This window comes from Devosia epidermidihirudinis, assembly GCF_000971295.1.
GTDB lineage: Bacteria > Pseudomonadota > Alphaproteobacteria > Rhizobiales > Devosiaceae > Devosia > Devosia epidermidihirudinis.
This window is the reverse complement of sequence record NZ_LANJ01000002.1, coordinates 80611-94795: the sequence shown is the minus strand read 5'-3', so window position 1 is coordinate 94795 and position 14185 is coordinate 80611. Positions and strand designations below refer to the sequence as shown.

Sequence of the window (14185 nt, the reverse complement as noted above, 5' to 3'; positions counted from 1 at the left end):
GTCCTGCGTTAGGAAGAAATGTAGGACGAAAACTCGGTCATGGCAGCCCTTCTATTCCAACCCCGCCGTTGCCAGCACCTTGCGGAACAGTGTTGGCAGGGCTTCGGATTTCAGGGCTGCTGGTTCGGTCCACCAGCCACCGTCGAGGGTTTCGGCGGGGACGGTTGCCGACCAGATTTCCAGTTCCAGTCGGAAATGGGTGAAGATGTGGACCACTTGCCCGCGATGGCGCCAGTCGCCTTGGGCCGGATAGTTTGCATCAGGGAGATCGGCCGCCCAGTCGGACCCCGGCACTTCGGTCATTTTGGCGAGCAGGCCTTTGTCGGGGCGCGACTGCAGATAGACGTCGCCAGACGCGTCGAGCATTACATAGGCGTGGCCCTTGCGCACGGGGCGCTCGGCCTTGGTTGGCTTGATCGGATACACTGTCGGATCGCCTGCCTCGGTGGCGATGCAACCGCGCTGGATGGGGCACAGCATGCAGAGAGCGGTGCGCGGCGCGCAAATCGTGGCACCGAGATCCATCATGGCCTGCGCAAAATCGCCGGCACGTTGGGGCACCGAGGCCTGCAAGGCAGCGCGCAGCTCGTCCTTTGCCTCTCGCACGGGAACCGGCAGCGCATAATAGCGCGCCAAGACCCGGTCGAGATTGCCATCGAGCACGGCAATTTTTTCGTCAAAACAGATCGCGGCAATGGCAGCACTGGTATAGGCGCCGACGCCCGGCAGGGTTTGCAGGCCCGCCGACGTCTGCGGAAAAACGCCACCATGGTCGCGCACCACCGCCTCGGCGCAGGCATGGAGGTTGCGCGCGCGGGCGTAGTAGCCGAGCCCAGCCCATTCCTTGAGCACGCTATCGAGTGGCGCGGCGGCCAGGTCGAACACGGTCGGCCACAAGCTGGTGAAGCGCAGGAAGAACTTTTTGACGGCCGCAACCGTCGTCTGCTGCAGCATCACTTCGCTGAGCCAGACCCGATAGGGATCGGGCCGCACGCCGGCTGCGCGATCCGCAGGGGAAACCCGCCACGGCAGATCGCGCGCATGCCGATCATACCAGGCCAATACGGCAGTCGCGTCGATGGGGGCGGGATTGGCGAGATACATAGTCCCTCGGATACAATCACCGCTGCCCTTCCCACAAGGGCCACGATCACGCTCCCCTCTTGTGGGATAGGCATGCTGGGGCTACTTGCTTGCTATGGCCAAAGACCTGCCCGAACCGAAACGCCGCAATCGCTCGCTCAGCGTCGCTGATGCGCTCAGTGGCGCGCTCGATCCGGTGTTGAAAAAGCGCGGCTTTGCCAGCCGGGACCTGATTGCCCATTGGAGCGTGATGGCACCCAAGCCCTATGACACTGTCGCCATTCCCGACAAGCTGACCTGGCCGCGCGGCGAACGCAGCGCCGAGGGCGCCACATTGCTGTTGCGCTGCATTCCGGGTCACGCGCTGGCAATATCCCATGAGGGCGGCAAGATCGCTGCTGCGGTGAACCGCTATTTCGGCTTCGTGCTGGTGGATAGTGTCCGTTTGTCGGCAGAGCCATTCACGCCTGGTTCAGCGGGTCGGCAGCAAAACACTAACCAACCGAGCCCGAGCACCGTTGCAAAGGTCGGGGCCCTTGTGGCCGATATCGAGAATGAAGATCTGAGGGAGGCGCTTCGCCTGCTTGGCCATGCGCTGTCCAACAGATCGACAGAGAAGGGGAAATAAGCCCCTCAACGTCATCGTGCCTCACTGTCAACGCAATGCAACCGGACCGTTCACCTTAGGTTGATGAATGTGCCCACTTGCCCACACAATTGCCCCGTGTAGTGTCCGCACACCAAAACAGGAGCGTTAGAAGTGAACTTTACCCGCCGTGACACCCTTATTCTGGCCGCTGCCGCCTCGGCTCTGAGCCTTTGCGGGGTCGCCACTGCCAGCGCCGCAGAAGGCGACGTGGTTGATGTCGCCAAGCTGATGGCGCCTGCTGGTGACTATGTTGATCACGTCCAGGGCAGCGATAGCGCTCCTGTCACCGTTATCGAATATGCTTCCCCAACCTGCCCGCACTGCGCGGCATTTGCGGTCAATGTGGCCCCAAGCTTTGTTGAAGCCTATGTCAACACCGGCAAGGTCAAGTTCATCACGCGCCCATTCGTGCGCAACGTGCTCGACGCCGCTGTGTTCATGCTGGCCGAAGCTGCTGGCCCGACCAATTATCACAACGTGCTGACCACGTTCTTCAAGACCCAGGAAACCTGGGCTGCCTCGGCAGCACCGCGCGATGCGATCCTCGAAATCGCCAAGCAGCTCGGCTTTACCCAGGAAACTTTCGACGCCGCATTGACGAATCAGGCGCTGTTCACCGGGATGGAAGCTGTGCGCGAGCAGGCGCTCAATGATTTCGGCCTCTCAGGTACCCCGACATTCTATGTCAACGGAAAGACACTCAGCGGCGACAAGACCCTCGAGCAGCTCGGCGCTGAAATCGATCCGCTTATTCCTGCCGATTTCGTTGCCACCGATACCGGCGCAGCCCCCGCTGCGGCAGCACCAGCCGAGCCAGCCGCTGACGCTGCACCAGCCGATCAGGGCGCAACGCCTGTCAACTGACACTGAAAAATTGGTGCCCTCTCCCCCATCGGGAGAGGGTTATCCCCTTTCTGGCTGGGCAGGTACGCCTGCCCGCCGCTCAAATCTGGCACGCATGAAGCGTCGCTCTTCCGTGATTGCGTTGCATCCAGTCTTCCCACCGGTTGGCAGCGTCGACCGATGAAATTCTCCCGCCTCAAATTGCACGGCTTCAAATCGTTCTGCGATGAGATGACCCTTGTCATGGAGCCGGGCCTGACCGGAATTGTCGGGCCAAATGGCTGTGGCAAATCCAATCTCGTGGAAGCCATGCGCTGGGTCATGGGCGAAAGCTCCTACAAGGCCATGCGCGCTTCGGGCATGGATGACGTGATCTTTTCGGGCTCGGGCAATCGCCCAGGCCGCAACTCTGCCGAAGTTACGCTCGTTCTCGACAACTCCGACCGCACTGCCCCTGCTGCGCTCAACAATGCTGATGTGCTGGAAGTCACGCGTCGCATCGAGCGCGAGAATGGCTCGGTCTATCGCGTCAATGGTAAGGAAGTGCGCGCCCGCGATGTGCAGTTGCTGTTTGCCGATGCCTCGACGGGTGCCCATTCGCCCGCCATGGTGCGCCAGGGCCAGATTGGCGAGTTGATTGCTGCCAAGCCGACCGCCCGCCGCGCCCTGCTCGAAGAGGCAGCCGGCATTTCCGGGCTGCATTCTCGCCGCCACGAGGCTGAGCTGCGCCTACGCGCCGCCGAAGCCAACCTTGAGCGCGTCGATGACATCATCGCGCAGGTCGACACCCAGCTTGAAACCCTCAAGCGGCAGGCGCGCCTTGCGACGCGCTATCGTGGGTTATCGGGCGACATCCGTCGTACAGAGGCGACGCTTTATCATATCCGCTGGGTCGCCGCCCGCTTCGCCGAAAAGGAAACCGAGGCGCAGCAGGCTATCCTGATCCGCGATCTGGCCGACGCTACCCACCTCGAACTGGCGGCACAGAAGAAACTCGAAGCCGCCGACGCATCGCTGCAACCGCTGCGCGAACGCGAGGCCGTCACCGGCGCGGTGCTGCAGCGCTACACCATCCTGGCCGAGCAGTTGGCCGAAGAATCGCGCCGTATGGGCCAGCGCCGCATCGAACTTGAGGACCGCATTCGCCAGCTTGCCGCCGACGGCGAGCGCGAACGCGAATTGAGCGCAGAAAGCGAAGTCACGCTCGCGACCTATGCCGAGGAACTCGAAATCCTCGCAGCCGAGGGCGAAGCCGCCCAAGCCGATTTCGACCGCGCCCGGCAGGGGGCCGAAAGCGCGCGTGCCGCCGTGGTTAGCGCGGAGGCCGAAGCGCGCGCCGCAGCCGATGCGCTCTCGCAAATGCGCGCCCGTCGCAGCCAGGCGCAGCGCAGCGCCCAGGAAGCCGCCCAGCGCATTGCCCGCCTTACGACCGAGATCGCCGATGTCGAGGCCGAGGCCCGAACCGTCAATGCCAGCCTGGATGCCGACGAAACGCTGAGCCTGAAGCGCGCGGCCCTCGAGGCCGCACAGGCCGCAACGGCCGAGGCCGAATACTCTGCCGTGCTCGCCGAAGAGGCGACTGCAGAGGCGCAGATCAAACTGGACGAAACGCGGCCACGTCTCGCCGAGATCGAAGCCGCCCTCAACCGCCTTGAGGCGGAAGCGGCCACTTTGGGGAAAATGCTCAATGTCGGCGCCAGCCTCTGGCCAGCCATTGTCGATGAACTCAAGGTCGCCCCGGGCTATGAAACCGCGCTCGGCGCGGCTTTGGGAGATGACCTCGACGCCAGCTCGGACGCCGGCGCGCCGATGCACTGGTCAGTGCCGGTCGACCATACCGATGATCCCGCCCTGCCCCAGGCCGCCGAACCGCTGTCGCGCTATGTGACCGGCAGCGCTCTGCTTAAGCGCCGCCTCGATCAGATCGGCCTGATCTCCGAAGCTGATGGCCCGGCGCTGATGCATGCGCTCAAGCCCGGTCAGCGCCTTGTCACCATGGAAGGCGCGTTGTGGCGCTGGGATGGCTTTATCGCCGCCGCCGACGCGCCAAGCGCTGCGGCCCAGCGCCTTGCCCAGCGCAACCGCCTGGCCGAACTCGATGAAGACATTGCCCGCTCCAAGGGCGAACGCAACGCGTTCAAGCGCGATGTCGATGCCCTGACCGCAGCGCTGGAGGCCACCCGCCAACAGGAGCGCCAACAGCGTGAAGCCTGGCGCGCGGCCCAACATGCCATCGGCGCGGCACAGGGCGAAGTCGACAAGGCGCAGCGCGCCATTGGCGATCTTGTCACCCGTCAGTCGGCGCTCGAAGAAGCCCGCACGCGTCTGGCCACCAGCCTTGCCGAGGCCGAGGCCATCCGCGAGGAGGCCGAGCAGTCCCTTTATGAGGCAGGTGACGAGAACGACGCCGCAGATATTGCCGAGACCCGGCAGATCTCCCTCGACGCCGCCCGCGAGCGCGCCGACCAGTCGCGGCTGAAACTGGGCAGCTTTGAAACCTCGGCGCGTATGCGCGAGAGCCGCATTGCCCAACTTGAACGCGACAGCACCAGCTGGCAGCGTCGCCGTGAAGGCGCGCTGGCCCAATTGGCAACGCTCGATCAGCGTACGGCAGAAGTCGCGGCACAACTCGCAGCTGTCAATCAATCCCCCGATGGTTTCGCCGATCGTCGTGCGCAGCTCGAAGACCAGATCGAAACTGCCAGCATCGAACACAAGGCCGCGGGCGACGCACTCAACCTTGCCCAGACCGGCTATCGCGAAGCTGACAAGGCGCTGAAATCAGCAACCGACCTGCTCGCCAATGCCCGCATTGAGTTGACCCGCATCGACGAGCGCCTCAAGGGCTTCATTGCCCAGCGCCAGCAGATTGAACGCCAGATCGAAGAAAGCCTCGACATCCCCGCGTCCAAGACACTCGAGGCCTCGGGCATTCGCCCAGAGGAGGCGTTGCCCAATGAAGCGGCGACCGAGCAGCGGCTGGACAGGCTCAAAGCCGAGCGCGAGCGACTGGGCGGGGTGAACCTGTCGGCGGAAAAGGAATCTATCGAGGTTCAGGAAAAGCTCGACACCATGGTCAAGGACAGGGACGACCTGATCGAGGCCATTGCCAAGCTGCGCACCGGCATTCAGTCGCTTAACCGCGAAGGCCGCGCCCGCCTCAACGAGGCCTTCGTCAAGGTCAACGCCCACTTCCAGGAGCTGTTCACCACCCTCTTTGGCGGCGGCACGGCTGAGCTGACCTTTGTCGAGAGCGACGATCCGCTGGAAGCCGGCCTAGAAATCATCGCGCGCCCACCCGGCAAAAAGCCTCAGACCATGACGCTGCTCTCGGGTGGCGAGCAGGCCCTGACAGCCATGTCGCTGATCTTTGCGGTGTTCCTCACCAATCCGGCACCGATCTGCGTGCTCGACGAAGTGGACGCCCCGCTCGACGACGCCAATGTGGAGCGCTTCTGCAACCTGCTCGAATCCATGCGCCAGCGCACCAATACGCGCTTCATGGTCATCACTCACAACCCGATCACCATGAGCCGGGTGGATCGCCTGTTCGGCGTCACCATGGCCGAGCGCGGTGTCAGCCAGCTGGTTTCGGTCGACCTGACGACCGCCGAAAGCTTCCGCGAAGCCGTCTAAGGGACGATATTGGTCTTAGGTTGGTTCTGCTGCGTCGTAATACACAGCTTTTTCGGACCCAAATTCACCGCTCTGATCCATTCCGGGAGCGCAAAGGGCCATGCCTAAGCCATTGCAGCGGCAATGGCCCGGAACGCCTCAGGACACAGAGAATCCTCGCGCCACTGCCCTGACTCTGCCACGATTGGGTGTGGACAGCATGCCGCACCCCCCTACTGCGCCAAAAACCCCAATTCTTTCAATAATTTACCTAGCTGAGGCGAATCTTGACACTCCAAGACCCCACCACTATGTTGCGCGCGACTAAAAAGGGCGCCACGGAACCATCCGGGATAGGGGCCAGCCGAGGGGAGCGAGCGGATGTCTAAACCGCAAGATACCAAAGGCGAAGGCCCGAGCTCAGGTGAGGTGACGCGCGATCTCGCATCGCGTATTGCTTCAGCCCAGAGGGGTCGCATCATCGAAGCCAATAGAGCTTCGGGAAACGGCCCTGACGATCGAACCAGTCTGGCGCGCGGCATGCGCATCGGCACCGAGTTCGTCGCGGCGATTGTGATTGGTGGCATTCTTGGCTACCTGATCGATCTGGGTCTCAATACGAGCCCGTGGGGCTTGCTCATCATGTTCATGTTGGGCTTCGCCGCAGGAATACTAAATGTCACCAGATCGGTGGCAGAAATGAACGCCGCATCGCCTCCCCCGCCTATGCCACCACGGCATGACGCGGAAGACGACAAGCGGAACGAACAGTGATGACGACGCGCAAGGGGCTCTGTTTTGGCCGGTACTGACCCAATCCACCAGTTTGTCATCGAGGACATGATTCCGATCCACCTCGGTGGTGACGGTACGGCCGGAAGCGGCCTGAATTTCTCCTTTACCAACTCGTCGCTCTTTATGGTGCTGACGGTTGCTGCGATCACCACCTTCGTGCTGCTGGCTTCGTCCAAGCGCTCGCTGGTGCCATCGCGCCTCCAGCTCTCGGGTGAGCTGCTGTATGAATTCGTAGCCAACATGCTGCGCAGTTCAGCCGGCAAAGAGGGCATGAAGTTCTTCCCCTTCGTGTTCTCGCTCTTCACTTTCGTGCTGTTCGCCAACCTGTTTGGCCTCGTCCCTTACTTCTTTACGGTCACCAGCCATATCATCGTCACCGTGGCTCTCGCGGTTCTCGTGATGACTGTTGTGATTGGCTATGGCTTCTTCCGCCACGGTCCAAAGTTCCTCAAGCTCTTCGTGCCTGCTGGCGTTCCCGGCTATGTGCTGCCAATCGTGGTGCCGATCGAAATCATTTCGTTCCTTTCGCGCCCTGTCAGCCTGTCGGTTCGTCTGTTCGGTAACATCCTTGCTGGTCACATCACGCTGAAGGTCTTCGCCGGCTTTGTGGTGAGCCTTGGTGCACTGGGCTGGCTCGGATGGCTTGGCGCCATTCTCCCGCTCATCATGACGGTAGCGATTACGGCACTCGAATTCCTCGTCGCAGCAGTTCAAGCTTATGTGTTTGCAGTGCTGACTTCGATGTATCTCAACGACGCGGTTCACCCTTCACACTGAGCGTTGAGTCCCTCAACGGCGGGCCCCGCCGGCAAACTACGACCCTTGAAAGGACTACAAAAATGGAAGCTGAAGCCGCAAAGTTTATCGGCGCTGGTATTGCAACTCTCGGTATGGCCGGCGCTGCGCTCGGCGTGTCGAACATCTTCTCGAACTTCCTGTCGGGTGCTCTGCGCAACCCATCGGCTGCTCCAAGCCAGACCGGTAACCTGATTTTCGGTATGGCTATGACCGAAGCTCTGGGCATCTTCTCGTTCCTGGTTGCCCTGATCCTGCTGTTCGTCGCCTAATATCGGCACGATCTGCCTGCTTTCGCAGCCGGGGCTTCTTCCCGGCTGCGCACTATTATCCGGCCTTCTGCCGGACTGACCGGATTTAACGGGACCTCACCTGATGGTAACGCAAGCCTACGCCCAAGAGGCGGTAACCCCGGCCGAAGAGCATGTGACCGTTGACGGCACCACTGGTGCAGTTGACGCGACCCACGCCGATCCGACCGCTGATACCCATGCCACCACCGAAGCGCATGATGGTGGGCACTCCGATGTGTTCCCTCCCTTCGATCCGGCAACTTTCCCATCCCAGCTGCTCTGGCTGGCGATCAGTTTTGCTGCGCTCTATCTCCTGATGAGCAAGCTGGCCCTTCCTCGGGTTGGCTCCATTCTGGAAGAGCGTAAGGCACGTATAGATGCCGATATCGCTGCGGCCGATGCCAGCCGGCAGAAGACCGACGCGGCTATCGCTGCTTACGAAGCCGCTCTCGCTGCTGCCAAGGCCAAGGCCCAGGGCATTGCTGCAGAGACTGGCGATGCGATCAAGACCGAGCTCGCGACCAAGCGTAAGGCCGTCGAAGCCGATCTCGCATCCAAGGTGACGTCCGCTGAGGCCCGCATTGCGGCGACCAAGGCTGCTGCCATGTCGCATGTCGATGAGATTGCTGCAGAAACTGCACAGACTGTCGTGACCCAGCTGGTCGGCGACGTCTCGGCTGACAGCGTTCGCGCTGCCGTCGCCAAGGCCAGCAAGGAGTAACGACGATGGCAGAGTGGATGGATAACAGTTTTTGGGCCGCCGTCGGTCTGGTCCTGTTCCTTGGCCTTATGGTCTATTTTGGCGTGCCACGCGTTATCGGCAAGATGCTCGACAAGCGCATCCAGCAGATCGCTGACGAACTCGAAGCAGCCCAGAAGCTGCGCGAGGAAGCCGCTGCCCTGCTCGTGGAATATGAGCAGAAACGCATTGCCGCTGAAGGCGAAGCCGAAGAGATCATCGCCGCTGCCAAGCAGGAGGCCGAGCGCCTGACTGCCGACGCACAGACCGCCCTTTCGGAAATGGTCACGCGTCGTACCAAGGCTGTGGAAGACAAGATCGCCCAGGCAGAAGCTCAGGCCGTTGCTGAAGTGCGTGCCCGCTCCGCGGATGTCGCGATCGAAGCCGCCCGCGCTGTGCTCACCGACGAAATGAACCGCAAGGGTGCTCAGGTCGTCGACAAGGCCATCGCCGATGTCGGAAGCCGCCTGAACTAAGGTTCGGATGGATTTGAAATTTGAAGGCGGGCCGCAAGGTCCGCCTTTTTCGTTTGGCATCACCTCGCTCACCACTCGTGGCCTCGGGCTTGACCCGAGGGTCACGACCGGCGTTGCAAAACCGCCCTCCCCCCGATTGACGCCCCTTGGATTCTCCACCATGGTGCCCTCACTGCGGGAGAGATTGGATTTTCTCCAGCGCCGAAGGAGCAACCGCCCCGGAAACTCTCAGGCAAAAGGACCGCAGTACCGATACAACTCTGGAAAGCGGACCGGCACAGCGCCAGGTCCCACCGAAGGAGCAACCGGCGCTCAGCCGGGAAATCTCTCAGGTGATGAGGACAGAGGGGGCACGGAATTCGCCGCAAGGCGAGTGTAGTCGTGTCGCCTTGTTCAATTTCCGGGATGTGTTGATGGCCCAGACCTCAGCCGAAGACCTCAAGATCACGCCCCTGTTCGATCAGCACGTTGCCGCTGGCGGCCGCATGGTGCCGTTCGGGGGCTATAACCTGCCCGTGCAATACCCCTCCGGCATCATGACGGAGCACAAATGGACCCGCGAACAGGCTGGCCTGTTCGACGTGAGCCATATGGGGCCGAGCTTTTTGGCGCTCACCCAGCCAAGCGGCGACGCCGAAGCCGATCATGCTGCCATTGCCGCCATAATCGAGCCGCTGATCTCCGGCGACATTGCTGCCCTCAAGCCCGGCCAGATCCGCTACACCCTGCTGCTCAACGAGACCGGTGGCGTCATCGACGATCTGATGGTCGCGCGTACCACGACGCCGGGCACGCTCTACATCGTGGTCAACGCCGGGACCAAGGAGGGCGACTTCGCTCGGATCGCCGCTGCCGCTGGCGACAAGGCCAAGCTGACCCGGGCCGATGATGGTGCACTTCTCGCCCTGCAAGGACCCGAGGCCGTTGGCGTGCTGAGCGCCATGATCCCGGGCGTCGTTGAGCTCGGCTTCATGCAATTTGGCACCTTCGAGTGGTCAGGCGAAACGCTAACCATCGCCCGCGCTGGCTATACCGGCGAAGATGGCTTTGAAATCCTCTCCTCTGCGGCCACTGCACCCACGCTGTGGGCAGCACTGCTCTCCGATCCGCGCGTCAAACCCGTTGGCCTTGGCGCCCGCGACAGTCTCCGCCTTGAGGCGGGTCTGCCGCTTTATGGCCACGACCTCAACGAGACCACCTCCCCCATTGAGGCCGATCTCGGCTTTGCCGTCTCCAAGCGCCGCCGCGAGGCCGCTGACTTTCCCGGTGCGTCCCGCATTCTGGCGGAGCGCGAGAACGGCCCTGCCCGCAAGCGCGTCGGCCTGATCGTTGAAGGTGCCCCCGCCCGCGAAGGCGCCGAAATCCTGGATGAGGCTGGCGCCGTCATCGGCGTTGTCACCAGCGGTGGCTTTGCCCCGTCGCTGGGCAAAGCTATCGCCCTCGGCTTTGTGCCGCCGACCCATACCGCCATTGGAACCAAGCTGGCTGTCAGCGTCCGTGGCCGTGCCCAATCGGCCGAAGTGGTGGCAACACCCTTCGTGCCCCATCGTTATTTCCGCAAGTCCAGTTGAGGGATCTGTCATGACCACCAAATTCACGCCTGACCACGAATACATTCGCGTCGAGGGCGCCACTGGCGTTGTCGGCATCACCAATTATGCGCAGGAAGCGCTTGGCGACATCGTCTTCGTCGAGCTGCCCAGCGTCGGCAAAGTGCTCAAGAAGGGCGACGAGGCCGCCGTCGTTGAATCGGTCAAGGCCGCCTCCGAGATCTACGCCCCCGTTTCGGGCACCGTCACCGAAATCAACGAAGCGCTCTCGGGCGAACCGGGCTTGGTCAATCAGGACCCGACCGCTGGCGGCTGGATCTACAAGATCGCCATCGCCGATGCGGGCGAACTCGATGGCCTGCTCGATGACGCCGGCTATGCCGACCTGACCAAGTAAGAGAGCTTCATGCGCTACCTTCCCCATTCCGATGCCGAACGCGCCGAAATGCTTGGCGTCATTGGCGCGGCCAATATCGATGCCCTGTTCAGCGCCGTGCCCAAATCGGCACTGAAAAGCTTCGATCTCGGCCTGCCCGCCCATAGCCCCGAATTTCTGGTCGAAGCCCATATGCGGGCGCTGGCCGCCAAGAACCGCGCGGGCGCAGACGGCCCGTTCTTCGTCGGTGCTGGCGCCTATCGCCACCATGTTCCGGCGACAGTGGATCATCTGATCCAGCGCTCGGAATGGCTCACCGCTTACACGCCCTATCAGCCCGAAATCTCGCAGGGCACCCTGCAGATGCTGTTCGAGTTCCAGACCCAGGTCGCCAAGCTCACCGGCATGGACGTGGCCAATGCCAGCCTCTATGACGGCTCCACCGGCACTGCCGAGGCCGTGCTGATGGCGCGCCGCCTGACCCGTCGCAACAAGATCGTTCTCTCGGGAGGCCTGCACCCGCATTATCGCGACGTGGTCCGCGCCTATCTCAAGGACGACGCCGACCTCGAAATCCTGTCGGCCTCCCCCGAAGGTCAGGGCGATATTCTCGACCATATCGACGAGAACACCGCCGCCATCGTGGTGCAGACCCCGGACTTTTACGGCCACCTGCGCAACGTCAAGACCGCCGCCGACGCCGCTCACGCCAAGGGCGCGCTGCTGATCGTGGTGATCACCGAGGTGGTATCGCTCGGCGTGCTCGAAGCCCCCGGCGCGCTCGGCGCGGATATCGTCGTGGCTGAAGGCCAGTCGATCGGCAACGCCCTGAACTTTGGCGGCCCCTATCTCGGCCTGATGGCGACCCGCAAGGAATTCATCCGCCAGATGCCCGGGCGCCTGTGTGGCGAAACCGTCGATGCCGATGGCCAGCGCGGCTTCGTGCTGACGCTCTCCACCCGCGAGCAGCACATCCGCCGCGAAAAGGCGACGTCGAACATCTGCACCAATTCGGGCCTCTGTGCCCTCGCCTTCTCCATTCACATGGCGCTGCTTGGGGAGGCCGGTTTCACCCGCCTTGCACGCCTCAACCACGCGCAGGCCTGCAAGCTGGCCGACGCGTTGGCCGGTGTGCCGGGCGTTGAGGTGCTCAACAAGTCGTTCTTTAACGAGCTCACCATCCGCACTGCCCAGCCAGCTGCGCAGCTGATTGAGCGTCTTGCCGAGCGCGGCATTCTGGCTGGTGTTCCCGTCAGCCGCCTTGAGCCGACCAATCCGGATGTCGCCAACCTCCTCGTCCTGGCGGCAACCGAACTCACCACCGATAGCGACATCAGCGAACTCTGCGTCGCTCTTGCGGAGGAACTGGCATGAGCATGAACAATCAGGGCCGCCCCACCGGCGTCGGCACGTCCGGCTTTGCCTCCACCTCCGGCTCAGCGCTGCTCCCCAATGAGCCGCTGCTGTTTGAAATCGGCGACACCGAGCATTCTGGCGTCGATCTGCCTGACGTGACCATCAGCAATGACCGCCTCGGCGGCTTCGAGCGTAAGTCCAAGCTTGATCTGGCTGGGCTCACCGAGCCCGAGGCGATGCGCCACTATGTGCGCCTCAGCCGCCTCAACCACTCGATCGACAGCGGCATGTACCCACTCGGCTCGTGCACGATGAAGCACAATCCGCGCCTCAACGAAAAGATGGCCCGCCTGTCCGGCTTTTCGGACATCCATCCGCTGCAGCCTGTTTCGACGGTTCAGGGCGCTTTGACGCTGATGAACGAGCTCAGCCATTGGCTGATGACCCTCACCAATACCGCTGCCGTCGCCCTGACGCCCAAGGCGGGCGCACATGGTGAGCTGCTCGGCATGATGGCGATCAAGGCAGCCCAGGACGCCGCTGGCCAGAGCCACCGCACCATCGTGCTGGTTCCCGAAAGCGCCCACGGCACCAATCCAGCCACCGCCGCGTTCCTCGGCTATTCGGTCAAGCCAATCCCGGCCCGCGCCGATGGCACGGTCGACGTGCAGGCGGTCAAGGATGCGCTGTCTACAGACGTTGCGGCGATCATGCTGACCAATCCCAACACCTGCGGCCTGTTTGAGCCACAAGTCATCGAGATTGCCGAAGCCGTGCATCAGGCCGGGGCGTTCTTCTACTGCGACGGCGCCAATTTCAACGCGATCATGGGTGTTGTCCGTCCGGGTGACCTCGGCATCGACGCCATGCATATCAACCTGCACAAGACCTTCTCGACGCCGCATGGCGGCGGCGGTCCCGGTGCTGGCCCCGTTGTGCTGTCCGAGGCTCTGGCGCCATTCGCGCCCGTGCCCTTCGTGCGCAAGGGTGCCGGTGGGCTTGAGCTGGTGGAACACGCCAAGGATAGCGCTCTGGGCCGCATTACGGCCTTCCAGGGCCAGATGGGCATGTATGTGCGGGCATTGACCTATATGCTCAGCCATGGCGGCGACGGCCTCGCACAGGCGGCGCAGGACGCCGTGCTCAACGCCAACTACATCAAGGCGCGCCTCGCCCACGCCTTCTCGGTGCCGTTCGGCGACTACCCGACCATGCATGAGGCGCTGTTCGACGATACGTTCCTGGCCGGCACCGGCGTCACCACACTCGATTTCGCCAAGGCGCTGATCGACGAGGGTTTCCACCCCATGACCATGTATTTCCCGCTGGTCGTTCACGGCGCCATGCTGATCGAGCCCACCGAAAGCGAAAGCAAGCAAACGCTGGATCGGTTCTGCGACGTGATGGAGGAGCTGGCCGCCGACGCCAAGGCGGGCAACAAGGAACGCTTCACCTCAGCCCCGCTCAAAGCACCGCGCCGTCGTCTGGATGAGACCCGCGCAGCTCGCTCGCCGATTTTGAAGTGGGAACGGACTTAAGAGTACCCCCACCTAACCTCCCCCTGAAAAGGGGGAGGAATGCGGCCGGTGCTTAAGCACAATGCCGCGCCAAACTC

At 62.6% G+C, this 14185-nt stretch carries 13 protein-coding genes and 1 riboswitch; of the genes, 12 read left to right on the top strand and 1 reads right to left on the bottom strand.

Annotated elements, in window-relative coordinates:
* Positions 1-51: 51 nt before the first annotated feature.
* The gene (locus tag WH87_RS01205) at positions 52-1080 is read right to left on the bottom strand and encodes an A/G-specific adenine glycosylase (RefSeq protein ID WP_046137720.1); all 1029 of its coding nucleotides are present in this window, start codon (positions 1078-1080) and stop codon (positions 52-54) included.
* 118 nt (positions 1081-1198) lie between these two features.
* Between WH87_RS01205 and WH87_RS01200 the strand changes: the two genes are divergently transcribed.
* The 12 genes from WH87_RS01200 to gcvPB all read left to right on the top strand — a co-directional run bounded on the left by WH87_RS01200 (position 1199) and on the right by gcvPB (position 14108).
* Complete coding sequence (locus WH87_RS01200) at positions 1199-1711, top strand: DUF721 domain-containing protein (protein WP_046137695.1); 513 nt, start codon at positions 1199-1201, stop codon at positions 1709-1711.
* Between the two features lie 132 nt (positions 1712-1843).
* Positions 1844-2596 carry a thioredoxin domain-containing protein gene (locus tag WH87_RS01195; RefSeq protein WP_052726207.1) on the top strand — a complete coding sequence of 251 codons (753 nt, stop codon included), beginning with the start codon at positions 1844-1846 and terminating at the stop codon, positions 2594-2596.
* A gap of 159 nt (positions 2597-2755) precedes the next feature.
* The gene (locus tag WH87_RS01190) at positions 2756-6211 is read left to right on the top strand and encodes a chromosome segregation SMC family protein (protein ID WP_046137694.1); all 3456 of its coding nucleotides are present in this window, start codon (positions 2756-2758) and stop codon (positions 6209-6211) included.
* A gap of 360 nt (positions 6212-6571) precedes the next feature.
* Positions 6572-6964: an AtpZ/AtpI family protein gene (locus tag WH87_RS01185; protein WP_052726206.1), complete on the top strand. Its 393-nt coding sequence runs from the start codon at positions 6572-6574 to the stop codon at positions 6962-6964.
* 24 nt (positions 6965-6988) lie between these two features.
* Positions 6989-7762, top strand: a complete 774-nt coding sequence (locus WH87_RS01180) for a F0F1 ATP synthase subunit A (RefSeq protein ID WP_281175150.1) — start codon at positions 6989-6991, stop codon at positions 7760-7762.
* A 62-nt stretch (positions 7763-7824) separates the two neighbouring features.
* Entirely contained in the window at positions 7825-8052 is a 228-nt protein-coding gene (locus WH87_RS01175) for a F0F1 ATP synthase subunit C (protein WP_046137693.1), read from the top strand.
* Between the two features lie 100 nt (positions 8053-8152).
* Complete coding sequence (locus WH87_RS01170) at positions 8153-8794, top strand: F0F1 ATP synthase subunit B (protein ID WP_156167879.1); 642 nt, start codon at positions 8153-8155, stop codon at positions 8792-8794.
* A gap of 5 nt (positions 8795-8799) precedes the next feature.
* Entirely contained in the window at positions 8800-9288 is a 489-nt protein-coding gene (locus tag WH87_RS01165; protein ID WP_245622279.1) for a F0F1 ATP synthase subunit B family protein, read from the top strand.
* A 165-nt stretch (positions 9289-9453) separates the two neighbouring features.
* Positions 9454-9542: riboswitch (glycine riboswitch) on the top strand.
* 159 nt (positions 9543-9701) lie between these two features.
* A complete protein-coding gene (gene gcvT / locus WH87_RS01160; RefSeq protein ID WP_046137716.1) occupies positions 9702-10859 on the top strand; it encodes a glycine cleavage system aminomethyltransferase GcvT in 1158 nt (385 codons plus the stop codon).
* Between the two features lie 10 nt (positions 10860-10869).
* Positions 10870-11235, top strand: a complete 366-nt coding sequence (gene gcvH, locus WH87_RS01155) for a glycine cleavage system protein GcvH (RefSeq protein ID WP_046137690.1) — start codon at positions 10870-10872, stop codon at positions 11233-11235.
* Between the two features lie 9 nt (positions 11236-11244).
* Positions 11245-12588, top strand: a complete 1344-nt coding sequence (gene gcvPA / locus WH87_RS01150) for an aminomethyl-transferring glycine dehydrogenase subunit GcvPA (RefSeq protein ID WP_046137689.1) — start codon at positions 11245-11247, stop codon at positions 12586-12588.
* On the top strand, positions 12585-14108 hold the full coding sequence (gene gcvPB, locus WH87_RS01145; protein ID WP_046137688.1) for an aminomethyl-transferring glycine dehydrogenase subunit GcvPB: 1524 nt from the start codon (positions 12585-12587) through the stop codon (positions 14106-14108). Before gcvPA ends, gcvPB begins: the two co-directional genes overlap by 4 nt.
* Positions 14109-14185: the final 77 nt, after the last annotated feature.

What these genes read in the sequence shown, in the direction of transcription:
- WH87_RS01200 (WP_046137695.1), top strand. Translation starts at nt 1,199, where the DNA reads ATGGCCAAAGACCTGCCCGAACCGAAACGCCGCAATCGCTCGCTCAGC.
- WH87_RS01190 (WP_046137694.1), top strand. Translation starts at nt 2,756, where the DNA reads ATGAAATTCTCCCGCCTCAAATTGCACGGCTTCAAATCGTTCTGCGAT.
- WH87_RS01185 (WP_052726206.1), top strand. Translation starts at nt 6,572, where the DNA reads ATGTCTAAACCGCAAGATACCAAAGGCGAAGGCCCGAGCTCAGGTGAG.
- WH87_RS01175 (WP_046137693.1), top strand. Translation starts at nt 7,825, where the DNA reads ATGGAAGCTGAAGCCGCAAAGTTTATCGGCGCTGGTATTGCAACTCTC.
- WH87_RS01165 (WP_245622279.1), top strand. Translation starts at nt 8,800, where the DNA reads ATGGCAGAGTGGATGGATAACAGTTTTTGGGCCGCCGTCGGTCTGGTC.
- gcvT (WP_046137716.1), top strand. Translation starts at nt 9,702, where the DNA reads ATGGCCCAGACCTCAGCCGAAGACCTCAAGATCACGCCCCTGTTCGAT.
- gcvH (WP_046137690.1), top strand. Translation starts at nt 10,870, where the DNA reads ATGACCACCAAATTCACGCCTGACCACGAATACATTCGCGTCGAGGGC.
- gcvPA (WP_046137689.1), top strand. Translation starts at nt 11,245, where the DNA reads ATGCGCTACCTTCCCCATTCCGATGCCGAACGCGCCGAAATGCTTGGC.
- gcvPB (WP_046137688.1), top strand. Translation starts at nt 12,585, where the DNA reads ATGAGCATGAACAATCAGGGCCGCCCCACCGGCGTCGGCACGTCCGGC.